The 16,069-nt window shown below is 34.2% G+C and carries 18 protein-coding genes, 1 tRNA gene and 1 riboswitch; of the genes, 17 read left to right on the top strand and 2 right to left on the bottom strand.

Annotated elements, in window-relative coordinates:
* The first annotated feature begins 51 nt into the window (after nucleotides 1-51).
* The 8 genes from HMPREF1864_RS06565 (at nucleotide 52) to HMPREF1864_RS06530 (ending at nucleotide 6,269) form a co-directional block, all read left to right on the top strand.
* Nucleotides 52-135, top strand: a tRNA-Leu gene (locus HMPREF1864_RS06565).
* Nucleotides 136-288: 153 nt separating this feature from the next.
* Complete coding sequence (locus HMPREF1864_RS06560; RefSeq protein ID WP_062572017.1) at nucleotides 289-798, top strand: hypothetical protein; 510 nt, start codon at nucleotides 289-291, stop codon at nucleotides 796-798.
* On the top strand, nucleotides 798-1,115 hold the full coding sequence (locus tag HMPREF1864_RS06555; RefSeq protein WP_062572016.1) for a hypothetical protein: 318 nt from the start codon (nucleotides 798-800) through the stop codon (nucleotides 1,113-1,115). The genes HMPREF1864_RS06560 and HMPREF1864_RS06555 overlap by 1 nt, the downstream gene beginning before the upstream one ends.
* 1 nt (nucleotide 1,116) lies before the next feature.
* Entirely contained in the window at nucleotides 1,117-1,548 is a 432-nt protein-coding gene (locus HMPREF1864_RS06550) for a protein-export chaperone SecB (protein WP_062572015.1), read from the top strand.
* A gap of 269 nt (nucleotides 1,549-1,817) precedes the next feature.
* The gene (locus HMPREF1864_RS06545) at nucleotides 1,818-3,260 is read left to right on the top strand and encodes a L,D-transpeptidase family protein (protein ID WP_062572014.1); all 1,443 of its coding nucleotides are present in this window, start codon (nucleotides 1,818-1,820) and stop codon (nucleotides 3,258-3,260) included.
* Between the two features lie 114 nt (nucleotides 3,261-3,374).
* Nucleotides 3,375-3,487: riboswitch (FMN riboswitch) on the top strand.
* A 52-nt stretch (nucleotides 3,488-3,539) separates the two neighbouring features.
* Nucleotides 3,540-4,145, top strand: coding sequence for an ECF transporter S component (locus HMPREF1864_RS06540; protein WP_062572013.1), 606 nt, complete (start codon nucleotides 3,540-3,542; stop codon nucleotides 4,143-4,145).
* Nucleotides 4,146-4,281: 136 nt separating this feature from the next.
* Nucleotides 4,282-5,406: a pyridoxal-phosphate-dependent aminotransferase family protein gene (locus tag HMPREF1864_RS06535; RefSeq protein ID WP_062572012.1), complete on the top strand. Its 1,125-nt coding sequence runs from the start codon at nucleotides 4,282-4,284 to the stop codon at nucleotides 5,404-5,406.
* Nucleotides 5,407-5,438: 32 nt separating this feature from the next.
* Complete coding sequence (locus HMPREF1864_RS06530) at nucleotides 5,439-6,269, top strand: KilA-N domain-containing protein (protein ID WP_062572011.1); 831 nt, start codon at nucleotides 5,439-5,441, stop codon at nucleotides 6,267-6,269.
* A gap of 91 nt (nucleotides 6,270-6,360) precedes the next feature.
* Here HMPREF1864_RS06530 and HMPREF1864_RS06525 read toward each other — a convergent pair whose 3' ends face one another.
* Both HMPREF1864_RS06525 and HMPREF1864_RS06520 read right to left on the bottom strand, forming a co-directional pair.
* Nucleotides 6,361-6,636 (bottom strand): helix-turn-helix domain-containing protein, encoded by a 276-nt coding sequence (locus HMPREF1864_RS06525; protein ID WP_197415080.1) that lies wholly within the window; start codon nucleotides 6,634-6,636, stop codon nucleotides 6,361-6,363.
* Nucleotides 6,633-6,977: a type II toxin-antitoxin system RelE/ParE family toxin gene (locus tag HMPREF1864_RS06520; protein WP_062572009.1), complete on the bottom strand. Its 345-nt coding sequence runs from the start codon at nucleotides 6,975-6,977 to the stop codon at nucleotides 6,633-6,635. The genes HMPREF1864_RS06525 and HMPREF1864_RS06520 overlap by 4 nt, the downstream gene beginning before the upstream one ends.
* Nucleotides 6,978-7,196: 219 nt before the next feature.
* Between HMPREF1864_RS06520 and HMPREF1864_RS06515 the strand changes: the two genes are divergently transcribed.
* The 9 genes from HMPREF1864_RS06515 (at nucleotide 7,197) to HMPREF1864_RS08430 (ending at nucleotide 15,829) form a co-directional block, all read left to right on the top strand.
* A complete protein-coding gene (locus HMPREF1864_RS06515) occupies nucleotides 7,197-7,508 on the top strand; it encodes a type II toxin-antitoxin system Phd/YefM family antitoxin (RefSeq protein ID WP_062572008.1) in 312 nt (103 codons plus the stop codon).
* A 204-nt stretch (nucleotides 7,509-7,712) separates the two neighbouring features.
* Nucleotides 7,713-8,432, top strand: coding sequence for a Fic family protein (locus HMPREF1864_RS06510; protein WP_062572007.1), 720 nt, complete (start codon nucleotides 7,713-7,715; stop codon nucleotides 8,430-8,432).
* Between the two features lie 576 nt (nucleotides 8,433-9,008).
* Nucleotides 9,009-11,483, top strand: a complete 2,475-nt coding sequence (locus HMPREF1864_RS06505; RefSeq protein WP_082718928.1) for an S-layer homology domain-containing protein — start codon at nucleotides 9,009-9,011, stop codon at nucleotides 11,481-11,483.
* 293 nt (nucleotides 11,484-11,776) lie between these two features.
* Nucleotides 11,777-12,520 carry a hypothetical protein gene (locus HMPREF1864_RS06500; RefSeq protein ID WP_156435958.1) on the top strand — a complete coding sequence of 248 codons (744 nt, stop codon included), beginning with the start codon at nucleotides 11,777-11,779 and terminating at the stop codon, nucleotides 12,518-12,520.
* Nucleotides 12,521-13,817: 1,297 nt separating this feature from the next.
* The gene (locus HMPREF1864_RS06495; protein ID WP_062572005.1) at nucleotides 13,818-14,558 is read left to right on the top strand and encodes a sigma-70 family RNA polymerase sigma factor; all 741 of its coding nucleotides are present in this window, start codon (nucleotides 13,818-13,820) and stop codon (nucleotides 14,556-14,558) included.
* A gap of 13 nt (nucleotides 14,559-14,571) precedes the next feature.
* Nucleotides 14,572-15,048 carry a peptidoglycan recognition protein family protein gene (locus HMPREF1864_RS06490; RefSeq protein WP_062572004.1) on the top strand — a complete coding sequence of 159 codons (477 nt, stop codon included), beginning with the start codon at nucleotides 14,572-14,574 and terminating at the stop codon, nucleotides 15,046-15,048.
* Nucleotides 15,049-15,130: 82 nt separating this feature from the next.
* Entirely contained in the window at nucleotides 15,131-15,352 is a 222-nt protein-coding gene (locus tag HMPREF1864_RS06485; RefSeq protein WP_062572003.1) for a DUF1659 domain-containing protein, read from the top strand.
* 74 nt (nucleotides 15,353-15,426) lie between these two features.
* A complete protein-coding gene (locus HMPREF1864_RS06480; RefSeq protein WP_062572002.1) occupies nucleotides 15,427-15,648 on the top strand; it encodes a DUF2922 domain-containing protein in 222 nt (73 codons plus the stop codon).
* Nucleotides 15,649-15,679: 31 nt separating this feature from the next.
* On the top strand, nucleotides 15,680-15,829 hold the full coding sequence (locus HMPREF1864_RS08430; protein ID WP_082718927.1) for a YvrJ family protein: 150 nt from the start codon (nucleotides 15,680-15,682) through the stop codon (nucleotides 15,827-15,829).
* Nucleotides 15,830-16,069 lie beyond the last annotated feature (240 nt).

The raw sequence follows: 16,069 nt of genomic DNA, 5'->3' as shown, positions 1-16,069 counted from the left end.
TGACAAGATATTAAAAGGTGCGTATAATAAGTTTTGTTGTTAAAACTTCATGCGGGAATGGCGGAATTGGCAGACGCGCTAGACTTAGGATCTAGTTCCAATGGAGTGGGGGTTCAAGTCCTCTTTCCCGCACCAACATCAAGCACACGATTTAAGTCGTGTGTTTTTTTGTGTCCATTTTTAAGATGCAAAGTATAAATTTTATGGATAAATGATTTTTTGTGTGATAATATAATATTACTTATACCTAAGAATAAGAGAAAAAAGTATGAGAGAAAAGTGATTTAAGTGCAAAAATATGAGGTTTATCACACTACTTATAAGACATTTGGGAAAAACATTCTGAGAACTAAAAGTTTTAAATGTAGTGATGGAGAAAGTGAATGGTTGGGAAAGGGAGTATACTTCTGGGACAATCTATATACTGCCAATGATTTTTGGCCAAAGGCAAGAAAAATTAATAAAAAAGATATTATGGTGCTAAAGGCTTATTTAGAAGTAGATAAAGCATATATCTTAAATCTAGATGAAGAAGATCAACATAAAAATTTTGAAGAATTTTGTGATATTTTAAAGGGAGAACTAATAAAAAGGAAAAAATATATTCCAGTTAGAAACAGAAAAAAACTATGGTGTTTCTATTTGAATTATTATAAAAGATTATACGATGTAGCACTAATTACTAGAACTTTTTCAGCAGGAGGGCACAATAAAATTTTCGATGTAAATCGAAAACAATATTGTGTAAGTGAGAAATTTAAAGATTCTATAATAAAGAATGTGGAGGAGGTTGTGTGATGTTTTATAAAAAAGGTGACAGTATATATAGTGAAGAAATATTGGATGAAGTTTGTAAGGATATGAATATACAACCGACTTATGAAGTTCAAGATTTTTTTGCGGAAAATTCTATAAAATATGACGATAGTATTTTTTATGAAGAAGTAAGTAATAAAATTAATTGCAATAAATATAATGATTCGAGTTATAAAATAAGTGAATCTGATACTATTTATTATAATAGTGATCCTAAGACTCTTTATATCAATAAATCTAGGTCGTATATTAATAACAAGAATTTAAAAATTGACGTTTTATTAACAGAGGCGGCATAAAATGAACAATAAAAAAACAAATGAAATAAAAGGCAAAATATCTTTTGAAGAATATAGAGTCTTAGAAATAAATTATAAACTTAATAGAGAGTTTGATTCTGACGAACCTATAATAATGTCCTTTGAAATAGGTCACGATTATCAAATTTATGAAAAGGGAATGAATGTTCAAATGGGAGTAAATATATTTGAAAATTCAGAGAGCAATGGTTACCCCTTTGAAATGAAGGTAGATGTTGAAGGAATTTTTTCTTTTGAAGGAGAGGTTGATGGCGAAAAATTTTTAGCCAATGCCTTATCGATTTTATTTCCTTATATTAGAGCTATTGTTTCATCTTATACTTCATTGGCAAACATTCCACCTTTTACACTTCCAACAATTAATATTCAACAGTATTTAATAGACGCTGAAAGTAATAAAACTAATAAATAATAAAAATTGCTTGAATTAATAGATATATCCAATATATTTATTTTTGATAAAATTATAAAAGATTTTTATTCCACAACTTTTTGTTGTGGTTTTTTTATTCCCTTAAATTCCTTTAGATATTTGATAAAAATTTAAATAATAAATTAAAGACTTCACTAAAAATATATAGAAGATTAAAGACAAAGCAAAAAATATTTACAAATATTTTACATTTACAAAATCCTACATAAAAAAATTTTTTATCTAGTATAATATGTGAGGGAGGACTTATGAAAAAAACATTTAAAATAATTTTCGGACTAATACTAATTTTAATAATTTCAATATATATAGGAGGACTTTTCTTCTTCACTAATAGGTACATGCCAAGGACCTACATAAATGGAAAGGACTTTGGACTTGTAAAAAAATCTGAACTGCAAAAGACCTACGAGGACCTTTCGAGAAACTTTGAGCTTGAAATCATCGCCAAGGACAAAAAATTAAACGACAAGATTTCTGCCAAGGACTTTGGTTACATTGACTCTCTTGGAAGTGACTCCATAGACCAGACAGCCTTCTATTGGCCAGTAGCATCTCTTGTGCCAAAACACTACCAAGTAGACACTGACCTTACCTACGATGGAGAAGCCCTAGACAAAAAAATAAATAAACTTAAGCCAGTCTTGGGTCAAAAGGACCACTCAGAAGATGCAAAAGTCATCTTCAAAAATGGAGAATTTAAAATCCAAGATGAAGTTCACGGCAACTTCATAAAGATGGACGAATTTAGAAATACCATCTTAGGTTACTTTGGAGATAAGAAGGAAAAACTTAACCTTGCAGATGAAAATCTCTACCAAGAGCCAAAGGTAACTAAGGACTCAGAATATCTAAAAAATCAACTTGCATCCTATAAAGACATCTACAAGAAAAAAATAATTTTTGACTTTGACGATAGGAAGGAAGAGGTGACAGGTCAAGGGATAATTGCCATGTATTCCAAGTCCAATGACGGGACCCTTGCCCTTGACGAGGACAAACTAAGACACTTTGTGGAAAGACTTGCAGCCAAGTATGACACCTACAGGACAAGCAGGATTTTTAACTCAACAGGACTTGGCCTAATGAAAGTTGACGGAGGCATCTATGGTTGGCTAACAGATAGGAAGGCTACAAGAGAAAAAATAAAAGAAGCCCTTGCGAAAGATGAACCAGTTACAATTAAACCATCCTACAGACAAGACGCAGTATCAAGAAAGCTTGACGATGTTGGCAAGACCTACATCGAAGTAGACCTTGCAAGGCAAAAACTTTGGTACTACAAAGACGGAGTCTTACAACTTGAAACCAATGTTGTAACAGGAAACCCAACCAAGGGTAACGGAACACCAACAGGCACCGACAGGATTTGGTCCCGTGAAAGAGATAGGTACCTAACAGGAGAAACCTACCGTTCAAAAGTTTCCTACTGGGCACCAATAAACTGGTCGGGAGTGGGCCTTCACGATGCATCATGGAGATCAACCTTTGGAGGAAATATTTATAAGTCAGGTGGCTCTCATGGTTGCATAAACATTCCAGTCCCAGTAATGAAAAACCTATATCCACAAACCTTTACGGGTATGCCGGTTATAGTTTACAACTCAGCAACCCAAAGGGTAAATAATGCTGGCGGACAAGTAATAGTTGGTCAACCACAAGCACAAACTCAACAAGCACAAACTAACTAAGGACAATAAAATTAATTACAAAAACAAATTGATAAAATAATATAAATTAACTCCACATAAAGCTTGAAAAAAATTTAACAAGTGATATAATAAAAACATCAAATAAATAATATTTTAAATCTTCAGGGAAGGGTGCAAATCCCAACCGGCGGTAAAGTCCGCGAGCGCAAGCCGAATTGGTGCAATTCCAATACCGACAGTAAAGTCTGGATGAGAGAATGATTTAAACTTTCATGCCCCGAAGGTTCGGGGTTTTTTTATGCCCCAACAGGAGGAAAAATGAATAAAGTAAATTCAAGTTCTATGATAAGAACAAAAGACATGACGAAAATTGGAATGCTATCAGTAATTGGTTTTATACTAATGTATTTTCAACTACCACTTACCTTTGTAGCACCACCCTTTATGAAGCTAGACATCTCAGACCTACCAGTCCTTATGGGGGCCTTCACAATGGGACCAGCCTATGGCATCATAATAGCAGCCCTAAAAAACATAATGCACATAATCTTTAAGGGCACAATGACAGCAGGAGTTGGCGAACTATCCAACTTCATCATTTCATCAACCTTTGCCTTCGTGTCAGCCTACTTCTATAGAAGACACAAGACATACAAGGGAGCAATAGTATCAATGACACTAGGAGTCCTTGCCATGACAACACTCGCAATGATCTCCAACTACTTCGTAGTATTCCCACTATACGGCAAAGTAATGCCAATGGATGCAATCATAGGAATGGGAACAGCAATCACACCAAAGATCACAGGCCTATTCACAATGATGATCTACTCAGTCCTACCCTTTAACCTAATAAAAGGCTTCACAACATCAGCAGTGATGATGTTAGTCTACAAAAGAGTCTCACCACTCTTTAAAAACTAAAAAAGAAAAGATCAAAGATAAAATAAAACAAAAGCAAGTTGTCCTAGGGCAGCTTGCTTTTTTATTTGATATAATAAAAGTCGCAAAGAAAAATTTTAAAATTACAAAATCACAAAATCACAAAGAGAGGTAAAAAATGAAAATACTATGCGCAGGTCCAACATCAATCGACCCAAGAGTAATGGAAGTAATGGGCAAGTCCCTAACTAACCCAGACATAGATCCAGAATACGAAAAGAAACACAGACAAGTAGAAAAGAAAATTTCCAAACTCCTAAAGACAGAAGCAACATCCTTCATCATGCTAGGCGAAGGAATGATAGGACTAGAAGGCGCCATCATAAACTTAGTAGAAGAAGGCGACAAAGTCCTAGTCCTTAACAACGGAGTCTTTGGAGCAGGCTTTGCCGACTTTGTAAAATACTACGGAGGAGAGCCCTACATATACGAGGACGATTTCAGAAGAGGATTCGACATAGAAAAACTTAAAAACTTCCTAGAAAAAAATCACAACTTCAAAGTAGCAACCATGGTCCACTGCGAAACACCATCAGGCATCACCAACGACGTCAAGACCATCTGCAAGCTCCTAAACTCCTACGGAATCCTAACAGTAGTCGACACAGTATCAGGCATGGGGGGAGAAGAATTTGACTTCGACAACTACAAAGTAGACATCGCCCTAGGAGGAAGCCAAAAATGTATCTCAGCACCAACAGGCCTAACCCTAGTGACCATATCAGAGAGAGCCAAGAAGGCAATAAGAGAAAGGAAAAAACCAGTACCATCATATTATATGAACTTCGAAAACTACTACGCCTACTCCGACGGCTTCGCCTTCCCCTACACAATGAACGAAAACCTAACCTACGCCCTAGACTTAGCCCTAGACTTATTATTTGAAAAAGACTCCCTAGCCCTACACAAAAAATACGCAGAAGTCACAAGAGAAATATTTGAAAGAGCAGGCTTCGAACTCTACGCAAAAGACTCCAGGTCCAACACCCTAACAGCAGTCATAGTGCCAGAAGGCTTCATAGCAGAAGACATCATCGGAGCCTTGAGAAAAAAAGGAATCCTAATCTCCAAAGGAGCAGGAGACATCTTCGAAAAAGTATTTAGAATAGGACACATGGGCAACAACATATCCTATGAAAATTTCTTAGAACTCTATGAAAAGTTAGATGAGGTCTTTGGGGAACTAGGGATCGAGACAAAGGTGTCTTTAAAAGAAGAGTTTCAAAAATTAATGCAAAAATAGAATTTTTATTTTTTCTATATAGGAGATAGAAAATGTCAAAAATAAAAAAAGATAACATTTCTGCAAAAGGAATATCAATCCAAGTTTATACTGAAGATTTTAAAAATGATTATATAAGTCTTACAGATATAGCAAGGTATAAAAACAAAAATGAGCCAAAAGATGTGGTAAAAAACTGGATGAGAGTAAGAGATACTATAGAATTTCTAGGCTTATGGGAAACAATTCATAACCCAAATTTTAAAGGGGTCGAATTCGACTCCTTTAAAAAAGAAGCTGGTTTAAATGCTTTTACTTTATCTCCACAAAGATGGATAAGCTCTACAAATGCAATTGGAATTATATCCAAATCAGGGCGAGGTGGTGGAACTTATGCTCATTATGATATAGCAATGGAGTTTGCATCTTGGATTTCCCCAGAATTTAAGTTATATATTATTCAAGACTATAAAAGACTAAAAGAAGATGAAAATTCAAAACTATCTTTAACTTGGAATCTGCATAGAGAAATATCAAAAATCAACTACAAAATCCATACAGACGCAATAAAAGAACATCTATTAAAAGACCTAACAGAAGAACAATTGTATTATAAGTATGCAAGTGAAGCTGATATCTTAAATGTTGCCTTATTTGGCAAGAGAGCAAAACAGTGGAGGGAAGAAAACCCTAAGCTAAAAGGAAATATGAGAGATTATGCAAGCTTAAATGAATTGCTAGTTCTTGCTAACATGGAATCATACAACGCCATACTAATCGAACAGGGAATGGAACAAAAAGATAGAATGATTGAATTGAGAAAATTAGCGATAAACCAATTAATATCATTGGAGAACTTAAATAAGCTAGAAATAGAAGAGTAGATTTTTAGTAAATAAAAAAAGCTACGCTGTTTTCGCAAATGAAAACAAAAGCGTAGCTTTTTTGATATAATATAAAAATTTAAAATAAAAATTAACCTTTAAATTCAAGTTTCAATTGCATTCCAAGTCCACTTGCTAGTTTTTTTAACATTTTTAGACTTGGATTTCTTGTACCATTTTCAATTCTACTGATGTCTGCTTGATTAATCCCAGTTTTTTCGGACAAGTCCTTTTGTGTTAGATTAAGATTATTACGAGCTATAATCATGGCTTCTATAATGTCGTATTCCGGAGCAAGTGCATCATATTCAGACTTAATTTCATCATTTTTTAAAATTTCCTTTTTGTAATCATTGTAAGTTCTCATAAAAATCTCCTTTCAAAATCTTTTTTATATTTAATAGCAAGTTCAATTTCAGATCTTGGAGTTTTATTACTCTTTTTAACAAAACCATTGGTTAAAACTATTCTTTTATCAAATATAAAAAAATAAAAGATCCTAGTTATGTCACTAGATTGTTTTGTTCTTAATTCAAAAATACCATCATTTAACTTCTTTGAAAAAGGTTCTCTAAGATTATTCCCAAACTTTTCCAATAGATCGATATCTTTTAAAGTTTTCGCCAATAATTTAGGGCTTAAAGAATCTAAAAATTCTTCAACAGGAACTTTGCCATCTTCCTTATCATAAAATATAATTTCATACATACCGGTATACCTCTTATGCAAGTATAATATGGTGTATACAACATATTGTCAAGAGAAAATTATAACTTTACAATTAAATACACAGTTATAAAAAGATAAGGCTTAATCAAATTCGATTAGGCTTTATTTTTTATGAATGTTAGAATTATTAACAACAATTTTATCGATAAATATATTGACTTAAAAGTCCTTGTGCTATAATGAAATTGAGGTGATTGTATGAATTTTATAAAACAAATTTCTAATAGAACAGTTTCTATCTCTGACTTTAATAGAGGTCTTGCAGGTAGAATTTTTGATGATGTAAAGTCCACTGGATCTAAAGTTGTGCTAAAGAATAATTCTCCTGAATGCGTTCTTCTATCACCAGATGAGTATTCAAGACTAATGGATGAACTTGAAGATGCAAGAGACTTAATGCTTGCCAGGTCAAGAATAGAGTCTACTAAAGACGAAACTATATCAAAAGAAGAATTCGAAGCAAGATTCAAAATTGATTTTGATGACATTGAACCACTAAGTGAAGATTAGATTGAATGGGTTCAGGTTATTCTATTAAATAAAAAAATTTTGTAAAACCCAAGGTTTTAATAATTCAAATTTCAACCGTGTGCAAATCGATACGGTTTTAAAATAATTTTGCTGTAAATTGTAACTTGAGTTTGATTGCCAAGTTCCCAACAAATAGAATATAATAAATAAAAAAATAAAAAAAAGTGAAGGAAGGTGACAAGCTTGGAAAGTTTTAAGGATATTGATCTTGCTCTTGATAAATTAAAAATAGATATAAAAAAAATCTCTCCATCTATCCTTGAGAAGATTGAAGAAGACATAGACCTAAGATTTTCTCACGAGTCCACAAAGATTGAAGGCAACACTCTTACCATCTACGAGGTCAAGACCCTACTAGTAGACAAGACATCAATAGGCGGCAAGGACCTGAGAGAAATCTACGAAGTTGTTAACCACAAAAAAGCCTTTGACTATATAAAAAGTCATCTTAAGGAGGACCTAGACGAAGAAATAATAAAAGACCTTCACCAAATCCTAATGGATAACATCTTCCCTGGTGGCATCTATCGAAGTGGTAACGTGAGAATAACAGGAGCATCATTCTCACCACCATCCTGGGAAGCGGTAAGGCAAGATATGAAAAACTTTATAGAGGACTACAAGGCGAAAAAAGAAAAGACTCACCCAGTAGAACTAGCAGCCTGGGTCCACGCAGAATTTATAAGAATCCACCCCTTCCAAGATGGCAACGGAAGAAGTGCAAGGCTCCTTCTAAATTTTATACTTATGAAGAGGGGATATCTTCCAATAGTAATAGAAGCAAAAAATAGACCAGCCTACTACCAAGCCTTGGATAATTATGGGAGAAAAGGAGACATAGGACTCTTCCTAGACATGGTGAGGGAGTTGGAGCTTAAAACAATAAAGGATTATTTAAAGTAAGGGAGAGGGGTTAAAGAAATTTTCTTTAAAAATTTCTTGAGTAAAGACTTTGGCTTTAAAAATTTATTAAAAGTGTAAGCTTTTAAAATAGTTTTAAAGAAGAAATCTTCATAATATAAATAAGAATTAATACCATGCTTTACAAACAACTTCTTATTCCTTTTATATCTTATAGAAGAACGAAACCATCTCTTCTTTTCTTTCCAATTTCTTTCTTTATCTAATTAGAAAAGAAAAAATAAAAAATTGCAATCCTTTAACCCTTTTGTTATAATTTTAAACACGGTCTTAAAAGACCGGTCCTATTAACACGAGAAAGTGCCAAATAAAATACAAGGACCTATGTGGAGGCAATGTTGCAAAAGAATTTCGCATAATTCCTTTATGTAATGTAATTGTAATTTTACAAAGCAAAATTCTAGTGTATAATAGAAACACAAGAGGAACATGACAATTAAATAAAACCAAAAGGCGATATTTATTTGTCGACCTCTTAGCCGAGATAGTTCAGTCTCGGCGACAAAAGTTTGAGACTTTTGTAGAATCTACAAAATTTTTAAGGAGGTCGAAAGACAAATGAACAAGAAAATTATTTCTCTAGTACTAGCACTAGTTATGGTACTAGGAACATTCACAAGTGTCTTCGCGGCTGAACCAACAAAGAAAGCAGAAGCTAAAAAAGAAGAAGTTAAAAAGACTGAAACTAAAAAAGCTGAAGCTGGAGAAAAAGTTGAAAAAGTAGTTGGAAAAGATAATAAAATCCAATACGTAATCGACAAAAAACTTGTTGAAGGCTACGAAGATGGAACTTACGGACTTGACAAAAACATCAAGAGATCCGAAATCACAAGACTTCTTGTACTTGCTAATGGTAATGAAGAATTATCAAAACAACTACAAGGATCAATGAAGATCTACTCTGATGTTGATGCTAAGCACTGGGCAAACGGAGTTATCACAGTAGGAACTACAGTTCCATCTGATGCTAACGGAATCGCTATGCTAGCAGGATATCCTGATGGATCATTCAAGCCAGAAAAAGATGTAACTTACGCTGAATTATCTAAAATGCTAGTAGTTCTTGCTAAAAAAGACCTTACAGCAGACATGGTTAAAAACGCTAAATGGGCATCTGATTGGATGACTTGGGCAGCTCAATTAGGAATTCTTAACGATGTAACTGTTAACGATTCTGACAAGGCAGCTAACAGAGCAGATGCATTCACAATGATTTACAATGCACTTTACACAATGAAAGAATTCAAGAGAGTACCAGCTAACGAAACTAGAGGTATTATCTCAAGCTTCTCTAAAAATACACTACAACTTAACCAAGATTCTAAAATGGAATACAAGGTTAACGCTGATACAGTATTTGTAACAGGTACAAACAATGCTTACCAACAAGTAAGAAAAATTGGTGAACTTAACCTTACAGCTAAATCATACTACCTAGGTTCATTAGTAAGAATCCTTACTAACGATAAGAACGAAGTAACTCACATTATCGAACTTGGTAACCCAGAATTCCTAGCTAATCCAGAGTATGCTAAAGCAGGAAAAGCTGTAGTAAACACAGTTTGGAGAGACGTTGCAGATAAAACTGTTGAAACAGTAAATCCTAACACAAAAAGAACTGCTGACCAAGCTCAAAAAGAAATTGGAAAAGACGATTGCTATGCAACAATTAACTTTAACGATAACAAGATTAAAGCTAATAGCATTGTATTCCACAATGTAGAAGGTAAAGATAATAAGAAAGAAGAACTTCCACTAAAACTTACTGACAAGACTGAATTCTATGTAGCTAACCCAGCTAACAACATTATGAAGAAAGTTGCTAACATCAATGAAGCACTTTCTCTAATTGGTTACCAAAACTACAAAGAATACAAACTAGCAGGAGTATATGCAGGATTTGATACTGACGCAGCTAAAACTAACTACGGTGCTATTAAATTTGATACTAATGATAGACACACTGCAAAAGTAGTTGTATTTAACTTTGTAAACAAAGCTTTTGAAGGCGATAAATTCAGAGTTGTTGAATCTACTTCTTCAAAGGGTGACCTAACTCTTGAAAACACTGATGGTAAATTAATGGATGTAAACCAATTAGCTAACATCACAAGATTCCCACTATCTTATGGCGATAAACTTGACATTGTAAGCGTAATTGGACAAAATATTACGACAGAACTTGATCATAGCAATAAGAAAGATTTCCCAGTTGTTAGAATTACTGATGTAACTAACAATGGAAAAACTATTGAAGTTATTGATGAAGCTGGTGTAAGAACAGTTCTTGATATTAGAGATGCTGATGTTTTCTCTGCTCAAAGATATGGAAAACTTGAAAAAGATAACTTTATCCAATTCAGAGTTGAAAACAAAGATTCTAACGTAGCTGACCTTGTTTCACTTCTAGGAACAAAAGATGTTAGATTAGAAGGTTCTCTAGTAGGTGTTTGCCCAGTTATCCAATTAGGACAACAAAAGGGTGTTGTAACAGAAGTTGGAATGCTTGGACAATATCTAGCATTCTCAGTAAAAGAAGAAAATTCTTTAACTAATGGAAACAAGATGTACCACTTTGCTCACTATGTAACTTATGGTGAAAAAGATGGTGACATGTATAATCTATTAAATGAATACAAAGCTTCTGGTGAAGCAATTGCTTACAAAGTAACTGGTCAAAAAGAAGAAGGTAGATTAATGGCTACTGACATCAAAAATGAAAAGAGCGGTCTACTATTAGCAAACCACAAGGAAAGAGAAACTACTGTAAAAACTGATCTTGATGCTGTTAAAGGCGAAGAACTAAATGTTCAAGCTGCCGATGGACTTGTAGCAACAGTTAAAGGTAATATCGTAGCTCAAGTAAAAACTAAAGCTACACACACTGATGTAGAAGTAGAAATTCTTGAACCTAAAAAAGATAAAGACTTTAAAGCTAATGATGAACTTAAGGTAAAAGTTACTTTAACATCTAAAAAAGCTGGCATGAAAGATGCTAAATTAGATAAAGAAATTACTATTAAACTTAAATAATAATTGGTTATCTAATTAACTTTAAAGATAAAACCTGAGAGGAAACTCTCGGGTTTTTCTTTTTGTACATATATCTTTTTTCTGGTAGAATTAGGGCAGAAGGAGTTGAGTTGTAGATGTGTAAATTATTTATTTATCTTTCGAAGATATCCTATGCTTTGCCAACATTTATTTTTTTTACATTTTTATTATTACTATCTTTTTTAAAATATTATATAAAGATAGGAAAGATCCATAGCGAATTGAAATTAAAGGAAAAATTTATAAGTTATATCGAAGAAAAGAGTAATATTTTGTTTTATATTGTATTAACTCTTACATTATTTTGGTTTTTCAACTGTATTGTTCTTTATGATAAAATTGATGTGATTAGAGATAAGATTGTAGAATCCTATGATGTAATATTCTCAACACTTATAACAGTTTCTGGTGTATTTGCTGGTTTTTATTTTAATAAGAAGCAAACTTACAAGGAGATTGTGACTAGGGAGAGGATAGAGTGGCTACACAAGATGCAAGAGAGACTTGCTAACTATTTAGAGCCGACTTCAGCAACTATAGCAAAATCAAATTCAGATGGAGCAACATCAGATCCAAATGAAAAAGCAAAAGCTTCAGTTGAAGATAATGTGACTGTTAATAGACTTTATTATGAACTTAGTTTTAATATTAATCATAATAAGGATGCAGATGCTCTAAAGGCTCTTAACAATTATCATTTTGCTAGAAATGGTAAGGCAGACAAGATTAAAGTCAACTTAGCCTTAAAGGAAGAAGTCAAACTAGAATTAGTCCTAGATAAGGGCGAGGAAGATGAACTCTTACTTAAAATAAAGGATAAGAGTGAGTTAGATAAGTTAAAAGATCTAATTTCATCAGGCAAATTAGAAAAAATAAAAATAGGCAAAGAAAATGAAAATTTTGATGAAGGAAAAGAGTTTGAAAAAGAACTTGCCTTGTTAAAGAAAGATCTTTCAGAAGAATTTACAAAAATATTTAACGAAACTTGGGGGGATATAAAGAGAGAAGCAGATTGAGGGTCTGCGTTTTTTTTTCTTTAAAGAAAGGTTAAAAAGAAGTTTTTTAAATCTAGTGTAAAGACTTTGTCTTTAAAATCTTTTTCTAAAGCCAGAGGCTTTAAATTTTTATAAGGAGGGGGAGCCAGGGGCGGGCGAGGCCCCTGACCCCCTCCTTAAACCTCCCCCCTGACCCCATCGCCCTGGCAGGGGCCCGCCCCATTAATACGCAAAAAGCTCTCCGACTATTAAATAGAGGAACACAAATTGTCGCAAGCTCCAATTTGCGAACTGACCTACCATCAATTTGCTTTCGCAAATTGGGTTAGGTCATGTCAACTCACTCGCTACGTTTCACTTCGCTCGCTCGAACAGTGAAATTTTTTTAACGTCTTCGAACTTTTTGCTTACTGCTTTATTAGCTTGCGATTTATTGGCATACCTTACAACTTCATCACACTTCAACAAGCTGGGGCACTCGATTAGCTCACTGTTAAGTACGAAGTTATAGTTTTTTATAAAGTCATGACATCTTATGACCTCGTAACAGAGTAGGAAGTTATCCTTCCTTATATAGTCATGAAAATTTACAAGCTCATAATTAAATAGAAACTCATAACAAGCTAAAGCTTAATCGTTACTGGTTAAGCTTTTTTTAATGCAAAGATTTAATCTTTTTGTCAGGCTTGCTTAAGTGACTCTACATAAGTTTGAAAATGTGTAGAGGTAAAACCGTGAACTAAAGGTTGAGAAACCCCGTAAGGCAAGACAGCCGTTAAAAAATTCAACTGTTTGAGTTAAGCGATTGACTTCATGATTAATCAAGATCCAATCTTTATTGATTGATAAGTTTTTAAATTTTAAAAGCTTGAGCTTAACGAGTTTTGAATTTTAGGCTGGCTGCCGCTCGGGGTTGTAAGCAAAGGCCCCTGCCAGGTCGTTGAAGGTGTTGGGGGAGGTCCGGAGGGGGCAGGACCAATCGAAAGGTCCTAAACCCCCTCCGGAAAGATAATTAAAACCTTAGGTTTTAGAAAAAAATTTATTAAAGACAAAGTCTTTCTACTAAACTTTCGCCCGCCCCTTGCACCCCCTCCTTAGAAAGAATTATAAAAGCGTCAGCTTTTAGTAAACTTTTTAAAGACAAAATCTTTATCCAACATTTTTAATTCTAAAAAACCCTTAGGCTTTTCCAACAATTTTGAAAGCCTTCTTTCCCTTACTTTCTTAAAAAGAAAATAAGTTTAAACAAATGATTGACATATTAAAACAGAAGTTCTATAATATCTTTAAGAATAATTTACAAAAGGAGGTAAGCTTAATGGAAAATTTTGATGAGAGGTCGGAGGATGTTATGAATGGAGGTAATGATATGTGTAATGACGCAAGTCATAGTGACTTTTTTGATGTGATTGATCCTAGGGAGGGTGAGCTGGGGACTGGGTCTTGTGCTTCTTTGTCTTCTAAGGGTCCTAGGGACTTTAAGAAGTATTCTTATGAAGATTTTGACAGGGTCCTGAGGTCTGCTCTTGTAGGTGAGGAGAGGGCAAGGGCTAAGATCCTTTCTATGTTGGATCCTCTTATTAGGTCTTCTATTAAGAGGTATTGTCCTGTTTATTCTGAGTTTGATGATCTTTATTCTGATGGTCGTTATATGGTGCTTTTTTGTCTGGAGAATTTTGATGGGAAGAGGTCTTTTTTGAAGTATGTGAAGGATTATTTGAAGTTCACTTATCTTGATAATTATAAGTACCTCACTAAGGTGGAGAAGGATCTTAGGGATGAGGATCTTGATGAGGATGGGATGTCTATTTTTGACTCTATTGATGCTGGGGTGGATATTGAGTCGGACTTTGTGGAGGCTGAGAGGCTGGGTATCTTGAAGGAGGCGATTGATTCTCTCACGCCAAGGCAGGGGATGGTGGTTAGGCTCTTTTATTATGAGCGTCTTGGTCTTAGTGAGATTGCTGATTTTCTCGGTATCTCTAAGAGGACTGTGGTCAATTTAAAGGTCAATGCCATTGTGAACTTGCGTAAGTTTATTCTTAATAATAATTTTTAAGGGAGGTGATTTTATGGTAATTGATAAGCAACTTATTCGTTATAACTTTATGAAGAGGGCGGGAAATGTGACTCCTAGGTTTATTGTGGTTCATGATACTGGCAATCAAAGTCCTGGTGCTGATGCCCTTGCTCACTTTAGGTATTTTAATGGTGGCAACAGGCAGGCTTCTGCTCATTATTTTGTGGATGATAAGAGGATTGTGGAAACTGTTGAGACTGCTAATGCTTCTTGGCATTGTGGCGATGGTCATGGCAGGTATGGGATCACTAATTCTAATTCTATTGGGGTTGAGATTTGTGTCAACAGGGATGGCAATTATGAGGCTGCTCTTGAGAATGCTAGGATGATTATTAGGTATCTTATGGGTCTTTATAATATTCCTCGTGAGAGGGTGGTTAGGCATTTTGATGCTTCGCACAAGATTTGCCCTCGCTCTATGTCTGAGAATAATTGGAAAAAGTGGTGGGCCTTTAGGGCTTCTCTGTAGTTTCTAATTTTTTAAAATTTTTTTATTTAAGCCTAGTAACTTTTGTCATTTTATTCTATGTATATAGTAGGAGGTGAAAATAATGGCAGTTCAAGTTAAAGAAACTAAGCTAATGCTTAAGTCAGTTTTTGCTGATAATTCTTCTGGCGTGATGAAGAGAAGAACAGTTACTATTAAGGGCATTAATTCTAAGGCTTCTAAGGACAATTTATATGATCTTTCTAATGGTCTTAGCCCTTTAATTGTTGGCGAGTTCGCTTCTTCTTCTTTAATTACTGAGGAAGTTTTGTCTAAGAATGCTTAAGGTTTTTAATCTTTTGCTTTGTAAGTTGTTGGCGTGAAATTTTGAGATTTCACTTGTTATGAAAGGAGATTTTTATGGATAAGAATACTAAAACATTAAGGATGAATTTTTTTGATGAGGGTGGTAAGCCTTGGACTCTTACTATCTCTAACCCTAAGGACAATGTTGCTATTAACGAGGTCAAGAATGTTTCTGACAATATTATTAATAACCAGCTTGTGGAAGGCAAGGTTGGCTTTGTCAAGACTTTCAATGGAGCTGTTATCGTGACTAGGGAAGAAAAACCTATTGAGTAAGCTTGAGTAAGAACGAGTAAGGTCGTGTATTATGGAAGATTTATTGGCTAACATTTCAAATATTGGTTTTCCCATTGCCATCTCTTGTTACCTCTTGGTGAGGTTGGAGAAGAAGATGGAGGAGTTAAAGGAAGTTATTGTTGAGCTTTCTAAGGCTCTGGAGAATATGGGGGAGAGGTAGAGTTTTATTGTTAAAACTCTGGAAAGAATCTTTATGGGTTCTTTATTTTTTTGCCCAAAAATAGGGTAAAAGCTTTGATTTTAAGTTTATTATTTATATATATTGACTTACTTACTAATTACAATAGTTTCATCGATATGCAGTATTTTTTTAATTACATAAAGACTTTGTCTTTGAATCTGTTGCGTAAAACCAAAGGTTTTAAATTTCTTTCCGGAGGGGGTTAGGACCTTTCGATTG

This window comes from Peptoniphilus sp. DNF00840 (genome assembly GCF_001553125.1).
In the GTDB taxonomy this organism is placed as follows: Bacteria; Bacillota; Clostridia; order Tissierellales; family Peptoniphilaceae; genus Peptoniphilus_A; species Peptoniphilus_A vaginalis.
The sequence above is the reverse complement of the archived record's forward strand: the minus strand, read 5'-3'. Positions and strand labels throughout refer to the sequence as shown.